The 22,280-nt window shown below is 59.7% G+C and carries 20 protein-coding genes; 11 read left to right on the top strand and 9 right to left on the bottom strand.

What is annotated here, in order from left to right:
• The 7 genes from ACIREA_RS07205 to rpoC form a co-directional block, all read left to right on the top strand.
• Positions 1 to 174, top strand: a 174-nt coding sequence (locus ACIREA_RS07205) for a KOW motif-containing protein (RefSeq protein WP_397381592.1), incomplete at its 5' end; no start/stop codon positions are given.
• 53 nt (positions 175 to 227) lie between these two features.
• Complete coding sequence (gene rplK / locus ACIREA_RS07200; RefSeq protein ID WP_397381591.1) at positions 228 to 653, top strand: 50S ribosomal protein L11; 426 nt, start codon at positions 228 to 230, stop codon at positions 651 to 653.
• A gap of 54 nt (positions 654 to 707) precedes the next feature.
• The gene (gene rplA / locus ACIREA_RS07195) at positions 708 to 1,406 is read left to right on the top strand and encodes a 50S ribosomal protein L1 (protein ID WP_397381590.1); all 699 of its coding nucleotides are present in this window, start codon (positions 708 to 710) and stop codon (positions 1,404 to 1,406) included.
• A 19-nt stretch (positions 1,407 to 1,425) separates the two neighbouring features.
• Positions 1,426 to 2,016, top strand: coding sequence for a 50S ribosomal protein L10 (gene rplJ, locus ACIREA_RS07190; RefSeq protein WP_397381589.1), 591 nt, complete (start codon positions 1,426 to 1,428; stop codon positions 2,014 to 2,016).
• A 129-nt stretch (positions 2,017 to 2,145) separates the two neighbouring features.
• Positions 2,146 to 2,523, top strand: coding sequence for a 50S ribosomal protein L7/L12 (gene rplL / locus ACIREA_RS07185; RefSeq protein ID WP_397381587.1), 378 nt, complete (start codon positions 2,146 to 2,148; stop codon positions 2,521 to 2,523).
• A gap of 380 nt (positions 2,524 to 2,903) precedes the next feature.
• Positions 2,904 to 6,764 carry a DNA-directed RNA polymerase subunit beta gene (gene rpoB / locus ACIREA_RS07180; RefSeq protein WP_397381586.1) on the top strand — a complete coding sequence of 1,287 codons (3,861 nt, stop codon included), beginning with the start codon at positions 2,904 to 2,906 and terminating at the stop codon, positions 6,762 to 6,764.
• Between the two features lie 54 nt (positions 6,765 to 6,818).
• Positions 6,819 to 10,958: a DNA-directed RNA polymerase subunit beta' gene (rpoC, locus tag ACIREA_RS07175; RefSeq protein ID WP_397381585.1), complete on the top strand. Its 4,140-nt coding sequence runs from the start codon at positions 6,819 to 6,821 to the stop codon at positions 10,956 to 10,958.
• 256 nt (positions 10,959 to 11,214) lie between these two features.
• Here rpoC and ACIREA_RS07170 read toward each other — a convergent pair whose 3' ends face one another.
• The 6 genes from ACIREA_RS07170 to ACIREA_RS07145 form a co-directional block, all read right to left on the bottom strand.
• Complete coding sequence (locus tag ACIREA_RS07170; protein ID WP_397381584.1) at positions 11,215 to 11,610, bottom strand: VapC toxin family PIN domain ribonuclease; 396 nt, start codon at positions 11,608 to 11,610, stop codon at positions 11,215 to 11,217.
• A 15-nt stretch (positions 11,611 to 11,625) separates the two neighbouring features.
• Positions 11,626 to 11,838 carry a hypothetical protein gene (locus ACIREA_RS07165; protein WP_397381583.1) on the bottom strand — a complete coding sequence of 71 codons (213 nt, stop codon included), beginning with the start codon at positions 11,836 to 11,838 and terminating at the stop codon, positions 11,626 to 11,628.
• Positions 11,839 to 11,985: 147 nt separating this feature from the next.
• Positions 11,986 to 12,858 carry a phosphodiester glycosidase family protein gene (locus ACIREA_RS07160; RefSeq protein ID WP_397381582.1) on the bottom strand — a complete coding sequence of 291 codons (873 nt, stop codon included), beginning with the start codon at positions 12,856 to 12,858 and terminating at the stop codon, positions 11,986 to 11,988.
• Positions 12,859 to 12,862: 4 nt separating this feature from the next.
• Complete coding sequence (locus tag ACIREA_RS07155; protein WP_397381581.1) at positions 12,863 to 13,459, bottom strand: non-canonical purine NTP pyrophosphatase; 597 nt, start codon at positions 13,457 to 13,459, stop codon at positions 12,863 to 12,865.
• 59 nt (positions 13,460 to 13,518) lie between these two features.
• Positions 13,519 to 14,454, bottom strand: a complete 936-nt coding sequence (locus ACIREA_RS07150) for a CNNM domain-containing protein (RefSeq protein ID WP_397381580.1) — start codon at positions 14,452 to 14,454, stop codon at positions 13,519 to 13,521.
• A 15-nt stretch (positions 14,455 to 14,469) separates the two neighbouring features.
• Entirely contained in the window at positions 14,470 to 15,744 is a 1,275-nt protein-coding gene (locus ACIREA_RS07145) for a CNNM domain-containing protein (RefSeq protein WP_397381579.1), read from the bottom strand.
• 114 nt (positions 15,745 to 15,858) lie between these two features.
• Between ACIREA_RS07145 and ACIREA_RS07140 the strand changes: the two genes are divergently transcribed.
• The 3 genes from ACIREA_RS07140 to ACIREA_RS07130 all read left to right on the top strand — a co-directional run bounded on the left by ACIREA_RS07140 (position 15,859) and on the right by ACIREA_RS07130 (position 19,157).
• Positions 15,859 to 16,767 carry a ThuA domain-containing protein gene (locus tag ACIREA_RS07140; RefSeq protein WP_397381578.1) on the top strand — a complete coding sequence of 303 codons (909 nt, stop codon included), beginning with the start codon at positions 15,859 to 15,861 and terminating at the stop codon, positions 16,765 to 16,767.
• Positions 16,768 to 16,858: 91 nt separating this feature from the next.
• The gene (locus ACIREA_RS07135; RefSeq protein WP_397381577.1) at positions 16,859 to 17,281 is read left to right on the top strand and encodes a hypothetical protein; all 423 of its coding nucleotides are present in this window, start codon (positions 16,859 to 16,861) and stop codon (positions 17,279 to 17,281) included.
• Positions 17,271 to 19,157 carry a spermidine synthase gene (locus ACIREA_RS07130; protein WP_397381576.1) on the top strand — a complete coding sequence of 629 codons (1,887 nt, stop codon included), beginning with the start codon at positions 17,271 to 17,273 and terminating at the stop codon, positions 19,155 to 19,157. The genes ACIREA_RS07135 and ACIREA_RS07130 overlap by 11 nt, the downstream gene beginning before the upstream one ends.
• Before the next feature lies 1 nt (position 19,158).
• Here ACIREA_RS07130 and ACIREA_RS07125 read toward each other — a convergent pair whose 3' ends face one another.
• The 3 genes from ACIREA_RS07125 to ACIREA_RS07115 all read right to left on the bottom strand — a co-directional run bounded on the left by ACIREA_RS07125 (position 19,159) and on the right by ACIREA_RS07115 (position 21,149).
• Positions 19,159 to 20,073 carry a bifunctional riboflavin kinase/FAD synthetase gene (locus ACIREA_RS07125; RefSeq protein ID WP_397381575.1) on the bottom strand — a complete coding sequence of 305 codons (915 nt, stop codon included), beginning with the start codon at positions 20,071 to 20,073 and terminating at the stop codon, positions 19,159 to 19,161.
• 79 nt (positions 20,074 to 20,152) lie between these two features.
• Positions 20,153 to 20,344 carry a hypothetical protein gene (locus tag ACIREA_RS07120; protein WP_397381574.1) on the bottom strand — a complete coding sequence of 64 codons (192 nt, stop codon included), beginning with the start codon at positions 20,342 to 20,344 and terminating at the stop codon, positions 20,153 to 20,155.
• Positions 20,345 to 20,447: 103 nt separating this feature from the next.
• A complete protein-coding gene (locus tag ACIREA_RS07115; protein WP_397381573.1) occupies positions 20,448 to 21,149 on the bottom strand; it encodes a hypothetical protein in 702 nt (233 codons plus the stop codon).
• Positions 21,150 to 21,484: 335 nt separating this feature from the next.
• Between ACIREA_RS07115 and ACIREA_RS07110 the strand changes: the two genes are divergently transcribed.
• On the top strand, positions 21,485 to 22,280 hold a 796-nt coding region (locus tag ACIREA_RS07110; protein ID WP_397381572.1), incomplete at its 3' end, for a hypothetical protein.

The raw sequence follows: 22,280 nt of genomic DNA, 5'->3' as shown, positions 1-22,280 counted from the left end.
AAAATCGCCTTCAATCTCGGTGACACCGTGCGTGTGGCCGACGGTCCCTTCGAAAGCCAGAACGGCATCGTCGAGGAAATCGATCCGGAACGCGGCGTGCTGCGCGTCTCCGTCAATATTTTCGGGCGCTCCACACCGGTCGATCTCGAATACTGGCAGGTCGAGAAGGCATAAGCCGACCCGCCGCCCCCTGAATCTCAACTCAAGCAAGCAAGGAACACAAAGACATGGCCAAGGAAATCATCAAACTCATCAAGCTCCAGATCAAAGCTGGTGCCGCCAACCCCGCACCGCCCATCGGCCCTGCTCTCGGTCAGGCCGGTGTGAACATCATGGCCTTCTGCAAGGAGTTCAACGCCGCCACTTCCAAAGCCGGTGGTGACGTCCTCCCGACCGTGATCACGGTGTACAAGGACAAGAGCTTCACCTTCATCACCAAGCAGCCTCCTGCTTCCAATCTTCTGAAAAAGATCGCGAACATCGCCAGCGGTTCCAAGGAAGCGAACAAGATCAAGGTCGCCAAAATCACCAAGGCACAGCTTCTTGAAGCCACCAAGCTCAAGATCGCCGACCTCAACACTTCCGATCTCACCATGGCGTCCCGCATCATGGCGGGTACCGCTCGCCAGATGGGCATCGAAATCATCGACTAATCACTTCAACCGAAGCAGGAGAACGTCACAGTTCGCCACCACTGCACACCTACCATGCAAAAGAGAAGCAAACGTTACAAGAAAGCAGCCGAGATGGTTCCGGCAGGCAAGTCATTCACGCTCGAAGAAGCGGCTGAACTCCTGCGCAAACTCCCTGGCACCAAGTTCAACCAGACCGTCACCCTGTCGTTCCGCATGGGTGTGGATCCGAAGAAGAGCGACCAGATGGTTCGCGGCACCTGCCCACTGCCTCATGGCTCCGGCAAGACCGTGCGCGTCGCCGTCTTCGCCCAGGGCGCTGCTGCTGAAGCCGCCAAGGCCGCCGGTGCTGACATCGTCGGCAACGAAGACCTCATCGCCAAGGTGAAGGAAGGTTTCACCGACTTCGACGTCGCCATCGCCACTCCGGCTGCGATGAATGAAGTTCGTAAACTCGGTAAGCAGCTCGGACCTCGCGGTTTGATGCCAAATCCTCGTACGGGCACCGTCACTGACGACACCGCTGCAGCCGTCAAGGCCGTCAAAGCAGGTCGTGCTGACTTCAAGCTCGACAAAAACGGCAACATCGCCTCCTCCGTCGGCAAGGCTTCCTTCGAAGTCCCGCAGCTCACGGAAAACGCCACTGCGCTGATCGAAGCCGTGGTGCGCGCCAAGCCCGCCTCCGCACGTGGCCGCTACGTCGAAACCATCACTCTCGCCGCCACCATGTCGCCTGCGCTCCGCATCGACGTGTCGAAGTACGTCAAACTCTAATTTATAGAAGCACTGTACCATGAAAGAACTCAAAACATTGCTCATCGATGACCTGCTGAAGCGGGTCAACGCCTCCCCATTCCTGTTCGTCGTCGATTACACTGGCCTCAAGGTCGCGAAATTCGCCGAACTGCGCAAGCGCCTCAGCGCTGTCGGAGCGGAGATTCACGTCTTCAAAAACAACCTGGTGAAGAAGGCTGCTGAAAAGGCCGGCTATCCAGGTGATCTGGGTGCCCACCTCACCGGCCAGAGCGCCTTCGTGACGGGTGCCAAGGATGTTTTCGGCGCTGCCAAGATCCTCAAGAATTTCCACGCCGAGTTCGAAAAGCCGGTGATGAAAGTTGGCGTCCTCGACGGCAATCTGCTGGACACTGCGGCCATTAAGATCCTTGCCGATCTGCCCTCCCGCGAAGTGTTGCTCTCCCAGCTCCTCGGTATGCTCCAGGCTCCGGCTTCCGCCCTCGCCCGCGTGCTCAAGGCCAAGGCCGATAAAGACGGCGCTCCCGCTGAGGAAGCTGCTCCAGCAGCTGCCGCTGAAGAAGCTGCGCCTGCTGCTGAAGCCGCCGCTCCTGCTGCTGAGCAGGCCGCACCCGCTGAACAACCCGCGTAAACCCCATTTGATTAGATGGCCCGTCACAAGGCCTGAATACCCCAACACTTAATGGTTCCTCGCCGGAGCAAAAGCTTTTGCTCTTAATTTATCCGCAGCTGCGGAACGCGGCGACACCGACAAAATAATATGGCTGACCTGAATAAAATCGTTGAAGAACTGAGTGGCTTGACCGTCCTGCAAGTTGCTGAACTCGTGAAATCCCTCGAAGAGAAGTGGGGCGTTAGCGCCGCTGCTCCTGCCGCCGCCGCCGGCGCTGGTGGTGCTGCTCCTGCAGCCGCTGTCGAAGAAAAGACCGAGTTCGACGTCATCCTGACCGAAGCTGGCACCAACAAGATTGGCGTCATCAAAGAAGTCCGTGGCGTTGTTCCTGGCCTTGGCCTTGCAGAAGCGAAGAAGCTTGTCGAAAGCGCTCCGCAGACCCTCAAGGAAGGCTGCAAAAAGGAAGAAGCCGAAGAGATCAAGAAGAAATTGGAAGCCGCTGGCGCCAAGATCACGATCAAGTAGTCTTAAGTTCCTGCTCTTTTCCGCGTGGCGTCTGCCATCATCAGCAGCGCCGCGCGGTCAGGAGCCTTTTTAAGTTAGAGTCAGTTTCAATCCCCCGTTCGTTTCGTTCCATCGCATGCCCGCAACCGCCCGTGATCCCCGCCTGAACCTCCGCAGCAAGTGCTACGGTTCCGGGACACCACGCGATGTGCCGCCTGCTTCAGACAATTTTCATGGCCTGAATTCGGGTTCACACCTGGATTCCGGCTGCTTCGTTTTCGCGACAATCGCAAGTAATGCCGGGCTGGCCGCCTGACATTGCTCTTTTGTTGCTTCGCGGAACTCCCTTTCCGCATCCCGTGCCACCGCCCATCGCCCCCTAACCGCCTCATCACTGCCTTATGTCCCAGCGCACCAACTTTGGCAAAATCCACGAAGTCGCCGAGCCCCCAAATCTCATCGAGATCCAGCTCCGCTCATACGAGGAATTTCTCCAGAAAAACATCTCGCCCTCGAAGCGCAAAGACCTCGGCCTCCAGGCCGTGTTCCGGGAAGTCTTCCCGATCACCAGCTATGATGAGAAGATGACCCTCGATTTCGTCATGTACGAAATCGGCGATCCCAAGCTCAGCTCCCTCGAAGCCATTCATGAGGCCGAGACCTTCAGCGCCCCGCTGTACGTGACCTATGAGCTCAAGGACGAGCAGGGTGCGAAGCAGGAACGCGTGTACATGGGTGAAATCCCCCTCATGACGGTGCGTGGTACCTTCGTCATCAACGGCGCAGAGCGCGTGGTCGTCTCCCAGCTCCATCGTTCCCCTGGTATCTGCTTTGAAACCAGCCAGCATCTCAATGGCCGCTGGCTCCACGGCTTCCGCATCATTCCTGACCGCGGTACCTGGCTCGAAGTGCAGTTCGACACGAACGACCTTCTTTACGTCTATCTCGACCGCCGCCGCCGCCGTCGTAAGTTCCTGGCCACCACGCTCCTGCGCGTGATCGGCTTCCCGGGTGATGAGGACATCCTCAAACTCTTCTACGAAATCCAGGACCTCAAGCTCAAGGACAACCTCCCCGAAGAAGAAGTCGCCACCAAGATCCTCTTCAAGGACATCCTCGACGGCGAACTCATCGTCGCACGTGCCTACGAGCCGCTGACCTCCGGCGTCATCCGCCAGCTCATCCAGCTTGGCCACAAGTCCGTCAAAGTCGTCACCGCCTCCCCGGATGACCTCCTCATCACCTCCCTGCGCAAGGACACCGCGAAGGATGAAGATGAAGCTCTGAAGGAAATCTACCGCCGTCTGCGTCCGGGCGATCCTCCGACCACGCCGAATGCACGCGCCCTTGTGAAGCGCCTGTTCTTCGATCCGAAGCGTTATGACCTCACCCGCGTCGGCCGTTACAAGATCAATCAGAAGCTCTCGCTGAAGACCGACACCGAAATGCGCATCCTCACCGCTGAGGACGTCATTTCCGCACTGCGCTACCTCTTCCACTTGCGTGAAGGCCAGGGCATTCTGGATGATATTGACCATCTCGGCAGCCGCCGTGTGCGTGCCGTCGGTGAATTGCTCGCCAACCAGTGCCGCGTGGGCCTTTCCCGCACCGAGCGTCTGGTGAAAGAGCGCATGACCCTGTTCGACGTGAACATGGACACCATGACTCCCGCCAAGCTCGTCAATCCGAAGGCGCTTTCCGCCGTCGTTCGTGACTTCTTCGGCCGCAGCCAGCTTTCCCAGTTCATGGATCAGATTAATCCTCTGGCCGAACTGACCCACAAGCGCCGTCTCTCCGCACTCGGGCCTGGCGGTCTGAATCGTGACCGCGCCGGCTTCGAAGTTCGTGACGTTCATCCGTCCCACTACGGCCGTATCTGCCCGATTGAGACTCCTGAAGGTCCGAACATCGGTCTGATCAACTCCCTCGGCAGCTATGCCCGCATCAACGAATTCGGCTTCATCGAAACGCCGTATCGTCCGGTGAAGGACAGCATCGTGGCCGAGAAGATCGAGTATCTCACCGCCGACCAGGAAGAGAAGCACTACATCGCCCAGTCGAACAATCCGATCGACGAAAAAGGCAACTTCAAAGGCAACAAGATCACCGTCCGTTACCGCGGCGAGTTCATCGAAGTTGAGCCTGCGCTCGTCACCCTCATGGACGTGTCGCCAAAGCAGCTCGTCTCCGTGGCTGCCGCGCTCATCCCGTTCCTTGAGCATGATGACGCCAACCGCGCGCTGATGGGTTCGAACATGCAACGCCAGGGCGTGCCTCTCCTCGAAGGTGAGTCCCCGCTCGTCGGCACCGGCATGGAAGGCAAGGCCGCCCGTGACTCACGCTCCGTGATCGTCGCTGACGCCAACGGCACCGTCGCTGCTGCAACCGCTGACGTGATCATCGTCACCAAGGACGGCAACCTGCCCGTCAAGGACGACAAGTTCCTCGAAAACCCGATCAAGTCGTGCGTGACCGACGAAGACAAGGGCACCCACGTGTACCCTCTCCGCAAGTTCGGCCGCTCCAACGCCGGCACCTGCATCAACCAGAAGCCTCTGGTGAAGCGCGGTCAGAAGATCAAGAAGGGCGATGTCATCGCCGACGGTCCTTGCACCGACCAGGGTGAGCTTGCCATCGGCAAGAACATGCTCGTCGCGTTCATGCCTTGGAACGGTTACAACTTCGAAGATGCCATCACCATCAGCCGCCGCGTGGTCAAGGAGGACATCTACACCTCCATTCACATCGAAGACTTCGAAGTCATCGCACGTGACACCAAGCTCGGGCCAGAAGAAATCACGCGTGACATTCCGAACGTCGGTGACGAAGCGCTGAAGAACCTCGACGCCCAGGGCGTCGTGCGCATCGGTGCTGAAGTGAAGCCTGGCGACATCCTCGTCGGCAAGATCACTCCGAAATCCGAAACCGAACTCGCCCCTGAAGAGCGCCTCCTGCGCGCCATCTTCGGTGAGAAGGCTGCTGACGTGAAGGACACCTCCCTGCGTGTTCCCTCCGGCTGCACCGGCATCATCATGGATGTCCGCATCGCCCAGCGCGGCATGGGTGCTGACTCTGAGAAGGAGAAGCTCTCCCCGTCCGAGTACAAGAAGCACATCAAGCAGATCGAAGAAGACTATCGTGCGAAGAAGGAAGACCTCACCGAGCAGCTCACCGAGCGTCTCTCTGACATCCTCCTCAACGAGAAGATCCCTCTCGACATCGTGAACGGTCAGACCGGCGAGCCCCTCGTCGGCGCGAACAAGAAGATCACCAAGACGATGCTTCGTCACGTGGCCGAAAGCTACGACACCATCGAAATCGATCCGAGCCCGATCCGTAACAAGATCTTCGACATCATCCAGACCTTCGAACAGAAGTTCTCTGACGCCGACATGGAACGTGAGCGCAACCTCGACAAGATCGAGTCCAGCGAAGACACCGCCGACAGCGGCGTGGTCAAGCAGGTGCGCGTCTTCCTCGCCAGCAAGCGCAAGCTTTCGGTGGGTGACAAGATGGCCGGCCGTCACGGAAACAAGGGTATCGTCGCCAACATCGTTCCTGAAGAAGACATGCCGTTCCTCGAAAACGGAACGCCTGTTGACATCGTGCTGAACCCCCTCGGCGTGCCATCACGCATGAACGTGGGTCAGGTGCTTGAAACCCACCTTGGCCTCGCCGCCAAGGCTCTGGGCATGAAGATCGCCACACCAGTGTTCGATGGTATCCCTGAAACCAAGATCATGGAATACATCAAGGAAGCCAAGAAGGTTCCTGGGTATGAATGGATGGGCCTCAACGGCAAGTCGAAACTCTTCGACGGCCGCACAGGTGACGCCTTCAGCCTTGATGTCGTCGTCGGCTACATCTACATGTTGAAGCTGAACCATCTTGTCGCCGATAAGATCCACGCACGTGCGGTCGGACCTTACTCGCTCGTCACGCAGCAGCCTCTGGGTGGTAAGGCCCAATACGGCGGCCAGCGCTTCGGGGAAATGGAAGTGTGGGCCCTTGAAGCCTACGGTGCCGCATTCACGCTGCAGGAACTCCTCACCGTCAAGTCTGACGATGTTCAGGGCCGCACGCGCATCTATGAGCAGATCGTCAAAGGCGACCACGCTCTTGAAGCCGGCACGCCTGAGTCCTTCAACGTGCTCATCAAGGAAATGCAGTCCCTCGGCCTCGACGTTAAGGTGCACAAGCGCGCCAACGCCAATGCAGATGTGGAAGCCCTTGAAAACTTTGCCTCCTCGGCGGGTGCCTAACCCTCCTTCCCCCAGAAACCCAGCGCAAAAACCTGCCACCCATCTCCACACATCATGAATGCTGACGCGAGCTTGAAAGAAATCTTCGGGGAACCCCAACACGGCGAGGAGTTCGACTATGTGTCGATCTGCATCGCCTCTGCGGACCGCACCCGCTCCTGGTCCTCCGGTGAAGTTAAGAATCCAGAAACCATCAACTACCGTACGTTCAAGCCAGAAAAGGGCGGCCTTTTCTGCGAACGTATCTTCGGACCCACCCGTGACTGGGAGTGCGCCTGCGGCAAGTACAAGCGCATCAAGCACAAGGGTGTCGTTTGCGATCGCTGCGGCGTCGAAGTGACCCTCTCCCGCGTTCGTCGCGAGCGCATGGGCCACATTGAACTCGCCGTGCCGGTGACGCACATCTGGTTCTACAAGTGCATGCCTTCCCGTATCGGCCTCATGCTCGACATGACCGCCCGTTCGCTGGAGCGCGTGATCTATTATGAAGACTACATGGTCATTGATCCAGGCAGCACCCCGCTTCAGCGCGGCCAGCTCCTGACCGAAGTCGACCTTCGTGAAGCCGAAGAGCAGTACGGTGCAGACGCCTTCCGCGTCGGCATGGGTGCTCAGGCCATCCGTGACATCTTCGCCCAGCTCAACCTGGCGGACGTGACCAAGGAACTCGAAGAGGCGATGACCAAGACGCGCTCCAAGCAGATCCGCAAGAAGCTCGCCAAGCGCCTCAAGCTCTGCCAGGGCTTCGCCGAAAGCCACAGCCGTCCTGAGTGGATGATCCTCGAAGTGCTGCCGGTCATCCCGCCAGACCTTCGCCCGCTCGTCCCCCTCGAAGGCGGCCGCTTTGCCACCTCCGACTTGAACGACCTCTATCGTCGCGTCATCAACCGCAACAACCGTCTCAAGAACCTCCTTCAGCTTCGCACACCGGATGTCATCATCCGCAACGAAAAGCGCATGCTGCAGGAAGCTGTGGACGCCTTGTTCGACAACGGCCGCCATGGTCGCCCGGTGACCGGCGCAGGCAACCGCCCGCTGAAGTCCATGTCCGACATGCTCAAGGGCAAGTCCGGCCGCTTCCGTCAGAACCTTCTCGGCAAGCGCGTCGATTACTCCGGCCGTTCCGTCATCGTTATCGGACCTGACCTTCTGCTGCACCAATGCGGTCTGCCGAAGAAGATGGCCCTCGTGCTGTTCGAACCCTTCATCATCCGCCGTCTCAAGGAGATGGGCCTGGTGCACACCGTGCGCTCCGCGAAGAAGATGATCGAACGCCGCACGCCTGAAGTGTGGGACATCCTGGACGAAGTGACCAAGGGGCACCCCGTTCTCCTCAACCGCGCTCCGACGCTCCATCGTCTTTCGATCCAGGCTTTCGAGCCGAAGCTCATCGAAGGTGAGGCCATTCGCGTGCATCCCCTCGTTTGTACGGCCTACAACGCCGACTTCGACGGTGACCAGATGGCCGTTCACGTCCCGCTTTCCATCGAAGCTCAGATGGAAGCCCGCCTGCTCATGCTTGCGCCGAACAACTTGTTCAGCCCTGCCAGCGGCAAGCCGGTGATGAATCCCTCCCAGGACATTCCTCTGGGTTGCTACTTCCTTACCTACTTGCGTGAGTTCCCGAACCAGGACGCCAAGGGCAAGAAGGGTGATGTCGAAGGTCGCGTGCCGATCTTCAATGACGCCCCTGAAGTTGAATTCGCCATCTCCGAAGGTGGTTTGACGGTGAACGACAAGATTCGTTTCCGCAATCCTGACTGGAATCTGCCGAAGCGTCCGTTTGGTGATCCTTCCAAGGCTGTCATCGAGACAACCGCAGGCCGTGTTCTCTTCAATGAAACCTGGCCTGAAGGCCTCGGCTTCATCAACACCACCGTCGGCAAGAAGCAGATCTCCGACATCATCTGGCGTTGTTTCCAGACCGTGGGCCAGAAAGAAACCGTCCACGCGCTGGATCGTCTCAAGCAGCTCGGCTTCCGCGAAGCGACCCGTTCCGGTTGTTCCATCGGTATCACCGACATGGTCATCCCGACCGCCAAGGCCGCTGGTCTTGAAAACGCCTACAAGCAGATCGAAGAAATCGAGAAGCAGTATCGCCGTGGTATTATCACCAATGGTGAGCGCTATCAGAAGATCATCGACATCTGGACGCAGGTGGGTGAAATCGTCGCCGACGAACTCTTCCGCACTCTGGAATACAACGAGGGCAAGAAGCACCACAACCCGCTCTACGTCATGGTGAACTCGGGCGCCCGAGGCAACCGTACGCAGATCAAGCAGCTTGCAGGTATGCGCGGTCTGATGGCCAAGCCTTCCGGTGAAATTATCGAACGTCCGATCACCTCGAACTTCCGTGAAGGTCTGAGCGTGCTCGAATACTTCATCTCCACTCACGGTGCTCGTAAAGGCCTTGCCGATACCGCTCTGAAGACGGCTGACTCCGGGTACATGACCCGTAAGCTCGTCGACGTTTCTCAGGACGTCATCGTCACTGAGGAAGATTGCGGCACCGTCAACGGCATCACGCTCGCTTCCATCTATCAGGGTGACGAAGAAATCGTTGATCTCAAGACCCGCGTCTATGGCCGTGTCTCCTGCGAAACGATCCATGATCCCGTGGACAAGAGCATCGTCATCAAGGCCGGTCAGCTCGCTTCCGAAAAAGAAGCCGCTCACCTCGCGAAGATCGGTGTCGAGAAGCTCAAGATCCGCTCCGTGCTCACTTGCGAAAGCAAGCGCGGCTGCTGCTCGAAGTGCTACGGCCTCCACCTCGCCACGCATAAAATGGCGAAGATCGGCGAAGCCGTCGGCATCGTCGCTGCCCAGTCCATCGGTGAACCCGGAACGCAGCTCACCATGCGTACCTTCCACGTGGGTGGTGCTGCCACGGCCTCCTTCAAGCAGCCCTTCATCAACGTCAAAAACGCTGGTACCGTCAAGTACACCGACATGCGTGCGGTTACCACGATCGAAGGCACCTGGATCGCCCTTACCAAGAACGGCATCCTCTCCATCCATGACGACGACGGTCGCGAACTCGAAAGCCACAAGCTGGTCACGGGCGCCGTTATCTCCGTCGAAGACGGTGGCAAGGTCAAGAAGGGCCAGCAGGTCGTCACCTGGGATCCGTATAACGTGCCGATTATCACCGAGAAGGCTGGTAAGCTGGAGTTCCGCGACATGATCTCGGGCATCACGATCACCAAGGAAAAGAACGAGTCCACCGGCAACGAAGAAACCGTCGTCATCGAGCACAAGGAAGACCTCCATCCGCAGGTCGTCGTGGTGAATCCGAAGACGCACGAAGTTCTCGCCAGCTACACCATTCCAGCGGGCGCTCACTTGAGCGTGAAGAACAACGAGAAGGTCGAAGCTGGTACCACCATCGCCAAGACGCCTCGTAAGGCCTCCAAGACGAAGGACATCACCGGTGGTCTTCCACGTGTGGCCGAACTCTTCGAAGCCCGTAAGCCGAAGGATGCCTGCGAAATCGCCCGTATCGACGGTGTGGTTGAAATCGGCGGTCTCGTCCGTGGCAAGCGCCGCGTGATCGTCACCGACAACAAGACCGGCCAGCAGGAAGAACATCTCATCCCCCGCAGCAAGCACATCTTGCTGTTCAACGGCGACCACGTCAGCAAAGGCGACCAGATCACCGACGGTCCAGTCGTTCCGCATGACCTCCTCGAAATTCTTGGCCCACAGGCTCTCCGCGAGCACTTGGTCAACGAAGTTCAGGAAGTGTACCGCGCCCAGGGTGTGGAAATCAATGACAAGCACGTTGAGATCATCATCCGTCAGATGCTGCGCAAGGTGAAGGTCACCGACACCGGCGACACCGAGTTCCTCTGGGGCGACCAGATCGACCGCGGCGAGTTCGAGAAGGAAAACAACCGTGTTTCCGAAGAAGGCGGCAAGCCTGCAGAGGCAGAGCCAGTTCTTCTCGGCATCACCAAGGCTTCCATCGAAACCGAATCCTTCATCTCGGCTGCTTCCTTCCAGGACACCACCCGTGTGCTCACCGAAGCCGCCACCCTTGCGAAGTCCGACTTCCTGCGCGGCTTCAAGGAAAACGTCATCATGGGTCACCTCATCCCGGCCGGCACTGGCTTCATCAGCAACCGCAACTTCGAACTCCACGAAACCGAGCGCCCTGCGCTGCCTGCCATCGTGGACGAAGACGCGGCCTAAGCCCGCCCGTCCGTTCAAACCTCACCCGCCTTCCTCGGTGCAAGCCGACGGAGGCGGTTTTGCGTACCGAGGGGCGCGTTGAAGGGCCTGGGCACTCACGTCACCCTGAAGCTCTTCGAAGGCGTCTCCAAATACACCCGGCCACCGGACTTGATGACCCAGTTTACCACGTAGATGGGAGCGATTCTGAAGCCGGCGGAGAAGCGCTGATTCCCCAGGCGGTCCTTCTCTCAGGCGCTGCGATCCATGAAGCGGTTCAAACCAGGTGCGCTACATCAGGATGGAAAGCGGCAAGGCCGCTGTCGAGTGTTGCCAGCCGGCCTCTGCGTTGACGGACAAGTTCAGCCAACCAAGCATCGGTGATCTGCCGGTGCCCTTTCAAACCCTGATGGCGCACTTCTTCGTAGCTAAAGCCGTCCAGCCAGAACTCATGGCCCTGCATCTGACGTAGCTGCCCGAGCGTGGTCCAGGCGGCCGCCGCCGAAGTGTCGGGCGCAGACATCATGTGCAGGCGCAGGAGTGTTCCTTCCGTCACCGAACAGGTGGCAAAGCGGCGTGGCTGCGAGTAGAACCAGTCCAATGCACGCACGTGATGCACGTGCGAACTGATCGCGAGTGCTGTGAGTAGGTTGCCATCAAGGAGCCAGACCATAGGGGATTCTGGAAATCAGACTTCATCCTGGAGTCGCGCGACATCCTCACTGGTGATGGGTTTCGCACCCTGAACGAGCGGGAAGCGAATGCTTTGGCTCTTTTCACCAGGGACGGTGTTCGATTTCACCAAAGCCAGAGCATCGCGTACGAGACGTTCAAGCCGCGAGGCAGTGACAGCGTCCAGTTGCTGCATGGTTTGATCGATTTCTAAAGCGAGCGAACTCATGGCTGAAGACTAGCTGAAGATGGCGATGGTGCAACGGCTGGCTGAGGGAGGCATGAGGCCGCCAATGCGTTTGGGTGTGGGTGCCTGCGCGCATCATCCAAAACTCGCCCCTCGCCACTCCACCACGGTAAACTCAACCTGCCAGCCTCACTTCGGCACGATGCCCAGATAATTCCTCACCGTACTCCAGCCGGGATGGGTGTGTTCGCGACCGTCGTTGGTGCGGAAGTAGAGGGCGGAAGAATGGCCGCCATCGAGATTGAGCGCACGGTTCACCGTGAATGCGGGCATGACGCCGGGCGTGGTGAGCAGCTCGGCGAGTTCACTCAGGGTGATGTCGTGCGCGAGGCCCAGGAGCCACTGGCTGCCGCCGTCGTTGGCGATGAAGGTGCGGGTGCTGCGCTTCTTGGCATCGAGTCCTGCCACGGCCTGACCGCCATCGACCAGACGCGGGCCAGCCTGCAGGAGTTCACTGGCGCCTTCGGGGTTCACATCCGCATTCCACAGCAGCTGGGGCTGGGAAGTGACAACGACAGCACCCGTGAGCAGCGGGCCTGTCTGCCAGGTGCCGGTGCGCTTGCCACTGGCGATCATGAGGCCCATGGGCTTGAATTCTGGCGTGAAGAAACCGCCGTTCACCCCGGCGACGGCTGCGGCAGCGCGCATGCAGTCCGTGAGGCGGTTGCCGCCGGACCAGTCTTCAGGCTGGTCGATGACCTTGAGATCAAACTGGCGGTCGTCAAAGACCACGATCTGCAACTGGAAGGAGTGGCGCTCGCGACCGATCTTGTATTCGATCACCGAGGCACCGCCGACGAGCGGCTGGCCCTTGAAATCGGAGATGGCCGTCCAACTCGCTGTCGGCGCTGGCTTGGCCGGAGTCTGTACGGCCACTTCCTCCACCGTAGGGTAGGGCGGGACGAGGGGCGCAGGCCCTGACTCTGCTTGGACCGGTGCGGGCGGTGGCGGCGTGCTGCAGCCAACCAGAGCCAGGGTGAGGATGAAGATCAGCGGTCGCATAAGCTCAGGCCAGTGAGGCGAGTTGTTCCTTCATCGCCGCGAGGGCGCGGGCACGATGGCTGAGCTGGTTCTTCGTTTCGGCAGGCAGGACGCCGAACGTTTCCGTGAAACCATCAGGGATGAAAAGCGCATCGTAGCCGAAGCCGCCCGCACCCACTTCCTCCGTAAGCAGAAGGCCTTCCACGCTGCCGCTCGTGACGTGCAGCACTTCGCCATCACGAGCGAGAACCATGCAGCATTGAAAGCGACCACTGAAACGGATGTCCTGCGGCAGCTTGGCGAGTTCGGTTTTCAATTTCGCGCGGTTGTCTGCGGCATTGGCGGTCTCTCCCGCATAGCGTGCGCTGCGTACCCCGGGCGCACCGTCCAGCGCATCCACTTCGAGACCGGAATCATCCGCCAGCACGAGCAATCCGGGGACTCCCCGGCTGCCGCTCACGGCTTTGATGATGGCATTGGCCTCGAAGGTATCACCTGTCTCTTCATCCAGTGTGACCCCGGGATGATCGCGAAGATCTGCGACCTGCCAATCTTCTCCGAGAATGGCGGCGACTTCTTCAGTCTTGTGGGCATTGGAGGTGGCGAAGACGAGCTGAGGCATGGTGGCCTATGGATGGCGGTGGCGGTGGACGATTTCAACCGGCTCCATAAATTCTTCGCTCAGTGCATCAGCGGCTCCAGCAGTCGCTCTTCCGTGATGAGTCCCAGCGGCTGCTGGCGTTCATCCACCACGATGGCGAGGCGGCGGCCGGATTTGCGCATGCGCTGCAGCGTGTGCAGGGCGGGCAGACTGGCGGGCACGGCATCCAGCGTACGCATGTGGTGGCGCACGAGGCGGTCCGGGGGGATGACGGCGGGAAGGTCGGTGGTGTCGAGCAGGCCAATGAAGCTGCCATTGTCTCCGAGCACAGGAAGCAGCGTGCAGTTTTGCTCACGGGCCACAATCAAGGCCGTGCTGAGCGGGATCTCAGCGGCGAGGGCGATGCTGCGTGCCAGCGGCTGCATGATGTCGCCGGTGCACAGCTTCTTGTAGTCGAGCACGCGCTCGATGAGATGCATGGCATTCGGTGTAAGCTGATGCTGGGCGGCGAGCTCCTGCGCCAGCGCCTTCAGATCGTCACGCCCGCGTGTCTGGCGTGCCTCGCTTGGCACTTCACTGCTGTCGGTATTTTTTTTTCCGGTCACCACGCGAAACAGAGGACGCGCCAGACCGACGAGATGGACGAGCGGCGAGACACTGCGCATGGAGCGGAAGGGATAGCTGCGAAAGAGCTTCTTGGGCATCACTTCCAGGCCGATGAGGAAAACAGGCAGCGCGAGCGTGAAGGCCAGCACGTAGCCCCACAGAGTCGCATGGTGGATGATGGGAAAAGCGACGAGCAGGAAGGCTGCGAGATTGGTGAGGTGATTGGCCACGGTGATGCAGCCGATCAAGGCATCCCTGTCTTCCAGCAGCGGCAGCAGGCCACGTGCACGGCGGTCGCCTGCACTCGCCGCATGGCGCACACGCACACGGCTGACGGCCATCACCGCGCTCTCCAGGCCGGAGAGCATGAAGGAAAGAGCGAGGCAGAGGAGGAGCAGGAGCCAGGTCATGCGGGTGTGAGGACTTTAAGCTGCGGCGGAGTCGTCGGAATTTTTGCGTTTGAGGCGGAGCTCCACCTCCTGAATGCGGGCACGCACGATGCGGCGCACCTTGATGTCCGCGTCGTCGAGGCTGATGCGTTCACCGGGCTTGGGCACGTGACCGAGTTGGTTGAAAACAAGTCCGCCGATGGTGTCGATGCCGCTCACATCCAGATCGAGGTCGAAACTGACGCCGAGTTCCTGCTTGATGTGGTCGAGCCGGGTGCCGCCATCCAGCAGGAAACGACCGCCGCCCAGATCTCGAATCTCCGAGGTTTCTCCATGCCAGGGCGCGGCTTCGTAAAGCAGCCAGTCGGCGATCTCACGACGGGTGATCATGCCTTCAAGGCCGCCGTATTCATCCGCGATGAGCACCGGTTGTTCATCCCGCTGCAGATGATGCTCCAAGACTTCGAGCACGGGCATGGTCTCAGGCACAAAGGCCGGCGTGCGCAGCAGCGTGCGCCAGTCCGGACGGTTCGCGAGTTTCCAGGCATTGGTGTCGAGCACGCCTTCGACCGAATCAGGAGTCTCGCCGTAGACGATGACAAAACGCCCGACAGATTTTTCCAGGATGGCGGTCGTCTTTTGCGGTGAGTCTTCGCTGCTCATGAGCGCGAGATCCACGCGCGGGATCATGCAGTCACGCACGGTGAGTGATTCGATGTCGAGCGCTTCATGGATCATGGCGCTGTCATCGCTGTCCAGCAGGCCCTGCTCCTCGCGCATTTCCACCAGGGTTTCGAATTCATCACGCGTCACGGGCATGCGAGTCTTGATGTGCCGGGTGACGAATTTTTGCAGCAGCGCGTCGGTGGTGCGATCAACAAGCGAGGCGAGCGGGTCGATCACGTTGCGCAGCGGATGCAGCAAACGCAGGCTGCCGAGCAGAACCACCGAGGGATTGCGAGCGGCAAAAAATTTGGGAGCCATATCTCCTAGCAGGACCGTTGCCAAGAATATGACGGATGATGTGAGCCACACATTCCATCCTGAGGCCAACAGCGGTCCGGTGACAATCCACAGGCCAAGTGCGGCGAGGGCGAGATTCAGCGCTGCAGAGAGCAGCAGGGTGTGGTGCAGCTGCGCAAAGGGATTGGCGGTGATGGCGCGCAGTCTTTGGGCCACGGCACCTTCACCGGCGGCAAGCAGCTGCGCTTCGACATCGCGCGCGCTGTGGATGGCTGTTTCCGCAGCAGAGATAACCGCGAGCAGCAGGAGCAGCGCGAAGTAGAGAAGGAAGGCAACAAACAAGGGCATTGAGGGACCTCTTAGTGTGGGTGGTGGCAGCACCGAGGGTCAAGGTGAATTACGCAGTGTTCCAAATGTTCGTTCTTGCCAAAATTGTGACCTACTGATAGCAACGTTTTAATCATGCGCTCCATCCTCCTTACCTTCCTCCTGTGTGCCGCCGCCAGCCTGCAGGCCGCAGACAAACTGAAAGTCCTCATTGTGGACGGTCAGAACAATCACAAGTGGGACATCACCACGCCCGTGCTGCGCAACGCGCTGGAAAGCAGCGGCGCCTTCACCGTCGAAGTCACCACCACGCCGCCCAAAGGATCGCCCAAGGAAGCCTGGCATGCCTGGAAGCCGGTGTTCAGCGACTACCAGGCGGTGGTGAGCAACTACAACGGCGAGCCCTGGCCGCAGAATGTGCGTGATGCCTTCACGAAGTATGTGGCTGACGGCGGCGGCTTTGTTTCGATTCATGCGGCAAACAATTCCTTTCCCGAGTGGAAGGAATACAATGACATGATCGGTGTCGGTGGCTGGGGCGGTCGTAATGAAAAGTCCGGCCCTTGGCTGTATGTGAAGGACGGCAAGCTCTTCCGCGACACCGTGGCGGGAAATGGCGGCGCTCACGGCGCGCAGCATGAGTTCATAGTCGAAATTCAGAACTCTGATCATCCCATCACCAAGGGACTCCCCAAGCGCTGGCTGCACGCCAAGGACGAGCTCTACAGCAAGCTGCGCGGCCCTGCTGAAAATGTGGAGGTGCTGACCACGGCGGTGTCTGACCTCACTGCCGTGAGCGAGCCGAACAATCTGGTGCTTGGCTACCAAAAAGGCCGGGTGTTTCACACGACGCTGGGCCATGCGGACTACTCGATGCTGGATCGCGGTTTTTACACCATCCTACAACGCGGCACCGAATGGGCTGCCACTGGCAAGGTGGAGCGCACGGCCGCCGTGCCTGCGGATTTTCCAACTGAAACGGCCGTTAGCGTGGTGAAGCTGGAAGGTTATCCGAAGCAGGAAGCACCGAAGCCGAAGAAGTGAGACCCTGGCCGGAGCAAGGTCTGTTTACCAGAAGCAACGCCAAGGCGGGGCTGGATTGACGTCGCGGTGGTTATCCGCTAGCAATGATTCAATGTCGTCTCTGCCAGTGCGCCTGTGGGTGCTGTTCTTGTTCTTTCTCTCCGGCTTTGCGGCTCTGGTTTACCAGGTGGTGTGGCAGCGGCTGCTCGTCGTGTTCGCAGGCGGCGATGTGCTGGCGATTACGATCATCGTCACCGCTTTCATGGCCGGCTTGGGCTGCGGCAGCTTCTTTGGCGGTGGGCTAGCGGACAAACTCTCGCGGCGCCAAAACCTGCTGCTATTTGGCGTTGCGGAGGCGCTGATCGCGCTCTTCGGCCTCGTCAGCAAGCCGCTGTTTTATGACCTGCTGTATCTCAAGTTCGGTGGCATCGCGGATTCGCGGGTGCTGACGGCGCTCGTGCTCATTCTGGCGCTATTGCTGCCGACCTTTCTGATGGGCCTGTCGCTGCCGGTGCTGGCGCGGCATGATTCGTGATCTGCCCGGCGCAGCGGTCAGAACGGGCCGGCTCTACGGCGCGAACACACTCGGGGCGGCGGTGGGCGCATTGCTGACGACGTGGCTGCTGCTGCCGCTTTATGGCATTGAGGGTGCGATCCATCATGCGGTGCTGCTTAACGCCGTGTGCGCCGCTGGCATCCTGCCTCTGCTCTGGCTGCGGCCCAGCCATGCTGCGGAGCCACAGCTCAAAACCATTCAGGATGAAACTTGCTGGAGCCTGAGGCGCTGCCTCATGATTTACGCGTTGTCAGGCTTCATTGCGCTGGCCTTGGAGATGCTGTGGTTCAGGCTGCTCGGGGTGATGTTGAAATCCACCGCGTTCACCTTTGGCACGCTGCTGGCGGTTTACTTGGGCGGAGTCGGCGCGGGTTCGCTGGCGGGAACGTGGCTGGCTCCGCGTGTACGGCGTCCGGCGAAAGGGTTCCTCTACTTGCAGTGCGGGATCGGCTTTTACACAGGGCTCATGACCACAGGGGTGCTGGCGGCGGTGAACCATTGGCCATGGCTGGCAGGTGTGCGCAAGTATTTGGACGGATACGAGCCGGTGGATGCCAGCACGACGTTGCTGCAGCTCCAGAAAGGGTGGGCTGGGGCATTGTCACTGCATGAGTTGCTCGTGGCCTTGATCTTTCCCGTCCTTCACCTCGGTCTGCCGCTGTTGTTGATCGGTCCGCCAACCTTGATGATGGGCCTGAGTTATCCCCTGCTGCAACAGGCCGCGCAGAGTGATCTGAAACTTGTCGGCCGCCGAGTGGGTTGGATTCAGACGGCGAACATCGTCGGCAGCATGCTCGGCGCGGTGCTGGTCAGTACCTTGCTGCTGCCGCTGCTGGGCACGGCGCTGACTTTGCGGCTGCTGGTGCTTTTGAGCGGCGTGTTTGGCCTGCTCGCAGTCGCCAGCGCGAGAAGGTCGTTCAAGGTCGCCTTCGCAGTCCTCATGTTTGCCAGCATCCTGGCGCTTCCGGAGCAGCAGACGCTCTGGGCTTGGGCACATGGCACCACGCCGGAGCGCATTCATTTGGCGGAGGATGCCGCCGGTGTCTCCATGCTGAAAAAGCCGGCTCCGGGCGCTGCCAACACCGCCACGACGGTCTTTGCCAACGGCATCGGTCAGAGCTGGATTCCCTTTGGTGGCATACACAGCGCGCTCGGGGCGCTGCCATCCCTGTTGCACCCGGATCCGCAGGAAATCGCCGTCATCGGACTGGGCTCAAGCGACACCCTTTTCAGCGCCTCGTCCCGCACTGAGACGCGTGACATCGTCTGCATCGAGATCCTTGGCGCTGCGCTGAAGACACTGCGGCAGTACGCGGAGGAGTCCACTTACGCGGCTTTGCGCGCGTTGCTGAAGGACGGTCGCATCCGCCACGTCACAGGGGACGGACGCCAGTTTCTCATGACGACGAAGCAGCGCTTTGACATCATCGAGGCAGACGCGCTGCGCCCCACCAGCGCGCATTCGGGCAATCTGTATTCTGAGGAATACTTTCGCCTGCTGCTCAGCCGCCTGAAGCCCGGCGGCTTCGCCGTGAAATGGGCACCCACCCAGCGCGTGGAGGACACCTTTGTGCGCGTGTTTCCGCATGTGCTGTGCCTGCCGCAAATCATCATCGGCAGCAATCAGCCGATCCTGTGGGATGTGGCCGCGCTCCGGCTGCGTATCAATCAACCGGAGTTGCAGCATCACTTCGCCCTGGCGGGGATTGATCTGCCGGCTCTGCTGGCGCCGTTCATAGCGCGGGACGTGCCCATCCGTGTATTTGGCCCTGTGGATGACCGTGCCAAGCTCAAGGATCTCAACACCGATGTGTTCCCGCGCGACGAGTTTTCCCTGCCCGCTTTTGGCCCGTGAATCAGGCCTTCGCAGCTGCGATATCCCGCGCGATCTGCGCCTTCAACTCGTCCAAGCTTCCGAACTTCATTTCGCTGCGCAGGTGGCGGGTGAAGCGCACCTCCATGTCTTTGCCATAGAGGTCACCGCTCCAGTTGAGCAGGTGGACTTCGAGGGAAGGATCAGCGTCTGCCGCGACGGTGGGCCGGCGGCCGAGATTGGCCACGCCCGGGAACCATTGTTCACCCACGCGCGCCTCCACCGCATAAACGCCGAGTGGTGGGAGCTGCTCGTTTTCGACATCGACATTCGCGGTGGGGAAGCCGAGCTGGCGGCCGAGTTTCTGGCCTTCGATCACGGTGCCAAACACGGAGTACTCGCGCCCCAGCAGTGTGGCGGCTTTGTGGAAATTCCCCTTCGAAACGGCCTCACGGATCAGGGTGCTGCTGACCACTTCAGAGTCGATTTTCAAAGGCGGCACGCCATACACGGCAAAGTCATGCTCCTGCCCCATTTCCATGAGCAGGTGAATGTTGCCTTCACGGCCATGGCCAAAGCTCCAGGTATAACCGACGGAGATGCAGCCCAGCGGGCGGGAGGCGCGCACCAGCTGCTGGAGAAAATCGCGTGCGGGTGTTTTGGCCGTCTCGGTGGTGAAGGGGCAGGCCAGCAGGCAGCAGATGCCCGTTTGGGCGAGAATGAGCCGCTGATGGCGCGGACCGCAGAGGAGTTTGGGAGCGGAGCCGGGGCGTAGCACCTGCATCGGGTGCGGATCGAAAGTCACGACGACTGCGGTGCCGTGGTGCTGCGTGGCGTGCTCCTGAGCCGCGCGAATGACCTCTTGGTGCCCGAGGTGGATTCCATCAAACACGCCCACGGCAAGAGCGAGGGGGCCGGGAAGTGTGGAAAGGGCGTCGATGGAGCGAAGAACCTGCATGCGTTGGAGCGGTGAGCCATACCAGTGGCGATGCAGAGCGCAAGGTGAAGGGCGTCAGACGCTGCCTTCAGCCTCCGGCTTACTTCATGTTGCTCAGGGTGCTCCAGAAGGTCTTCAGCACGCTCTTCTTGCCGAGGCTGATGCTGCTCTGGACGTCGGTGTGGGCGGTGCCGATCACGCGGTTCATCACTTCACCGTAAGCAGGCATCGAGTTCCAGCCGAGGGAGATTTCTTTGTTGGAGGCGGTGGAGGAGGTGGTGTTCGTTTTCATATGATTCGTAGATTTGAGAGTTTTGAGGGGATTTAGGCGGTGAGTTTCAGATTTGAATGAAGCTTTGTTTACGCGTGTGATAATCGAGTCACAAAAATGAGAATTAAAAGCCAACAGGATGGCGAGGGCTGAAGCCAGCATAGTTGCGGCCCTGGGTGCGCCAGCGTGGACCTTCGCCCGTCATCTGGCCGGAGGTGTCCATGCGAAGACCGCAGATGGTGATGAAAACATGCTCACCAGGCTTCACCCAGATGGTGATGAAGCGGCCGACGCCAGCCTGGCCATAGTTGGCGAACTCCTTGCTGGACAGGCAGCGGTTCAGCAATCCTGCCTTCATAAGGACGTAAGAAGTGCTGCTGCTGCAGTCATAAGCGCTGTCCTCGATGTTGCGATGGCCGCCACCGAGCACGTAGGGCTTGTTCTGGAGGGTGTTGGCAGCGTAGACAGCGAACTGAAGGGCCTGAGGAGCGGTCTGGCCGACGGAAGCGAAGCGGCCGTCAAAGCGGATCTGAGAATTGCCACCGACGGCAGCGCGGGGAGCGGAGGCGCGCTGAGCTGCAGCCTGCTTGGCGGCGGCCTGAGCGGCGGCTTGGTCTGCGTAGTAGCGGGCCCAACCAGCGGCGTTGGCCTGCTGCTGAGCGTTCCAAGCGGCCCAAGCCTGCGCATTGGCCTGTTCCTGAGCGTAAGCAGCCTGTGCTTGAGGGGCGGCATAGTAACCGGCGGCAGAGTAACCGTTCTGGGCGTTCGCGGCGGAAGCGATGGCGAGGAGGCTGACGGTGAGTGCGAGGCGGATGAGTGTTTTCATGGCTGCGTGGGTGGCTCTTGTTTCTGCTAGTATTTATAACAGAAATTATAGAACGTGCAACAACCATATCAGAAATTACTCAAATATTTGTAAAAGTGATAAACTTGTCTGTATAACCACTATACAAAAGGCTCATTTTCAGTGGTTTATACTGGGAGAATATCGTTCGCATAATCGCGAATCCGCCTTTTTAGGATCGAGTTAATCCCAAAAGAGAAAGAAAAATGGGCTTCTTTGTTACAATTGGTCGTAAAATACGATCATTATAGAGAAGGCAAAAAATCACTCTTTTCTAATTCTTGCGCATGGAGCGTCTTCTTTGAGAATGAGCCCCCATGAAATCATGCCTGCAGCCTCTTCGGATACCGGTCCTGGCCTTCTTCCTTCTGGCTGCGTGCGGACGTGGTGCGGAGCCGCTGACCACCGCGCACTACTATGATGAGGAAAGCCTGCGTTACCTGACTCTGCGCCAGACTTCCGCCACGAGCGTGGAGGTGACGATGCGCTGGGCCTCGGAACCGGGATCGACGGGCATGTGGACGGGGCAGGGGGCCCGCAAAGACAATCTTCTTACCTTTGCCGCCTTGGTGGATGAGGGGCAGGATCGCGGATCGTATTTCATCGCCAAGGGCGGGGAGTCGAAAATGGAGATCTTGTTCAAGCCGGGGCAGAAGATGCCGCAGGACCCGGGCATCCTGGGCATCTATCGCCGTGTGAGTGATGAGAAGCGGCTGCAACTGGCCCGCAAAGAATCCCAGGCGGCGGATGAACGCCTGAGTGTGGCTTTGAAGGAGGTCTCGCACACCTGGTCTGGCGTGGACAAGACGGTGCCGGCCGACTGGAAGGCACGCTGGCCGGTGCTGCTGGGCCGCTGGATGAAGATCGCCTATCAGCCCCCGGAGCCAGTGAAGACCAAACCCGCTCTGCTCTCTGCTGCGGCCAAAGACGCGCCCACACCGGAGAAGGATGTGAATTACTGGCTCAAGCTGGCTCAGGTCACGGCGTCGGCCTACGGCTTCATGCAGCAGCCGGTGGTTCTGAAGAGCTCCTCCTGGGATGGCGAGTATGACGACGGCTTTGGCGGGCACGTGAGCATCCGCCGTGCGAAGGACGGCAAGCTGCGTGTGAATC

This window comes from Prosthecobacter sp. (genome assembly GCF_044373815.1).
GTDB lineage: Bacteria > Verrucomicrobiota > Verrucomicrobiia > Verrucomicrobiales > Verrucomicrobiaceae > Prosthecobacter.
The sequence above is the reverse complement of the archived record's forward strand: the minus strand, read 5'-3'. Positions and strand labels throughout refer to the sequence as shown.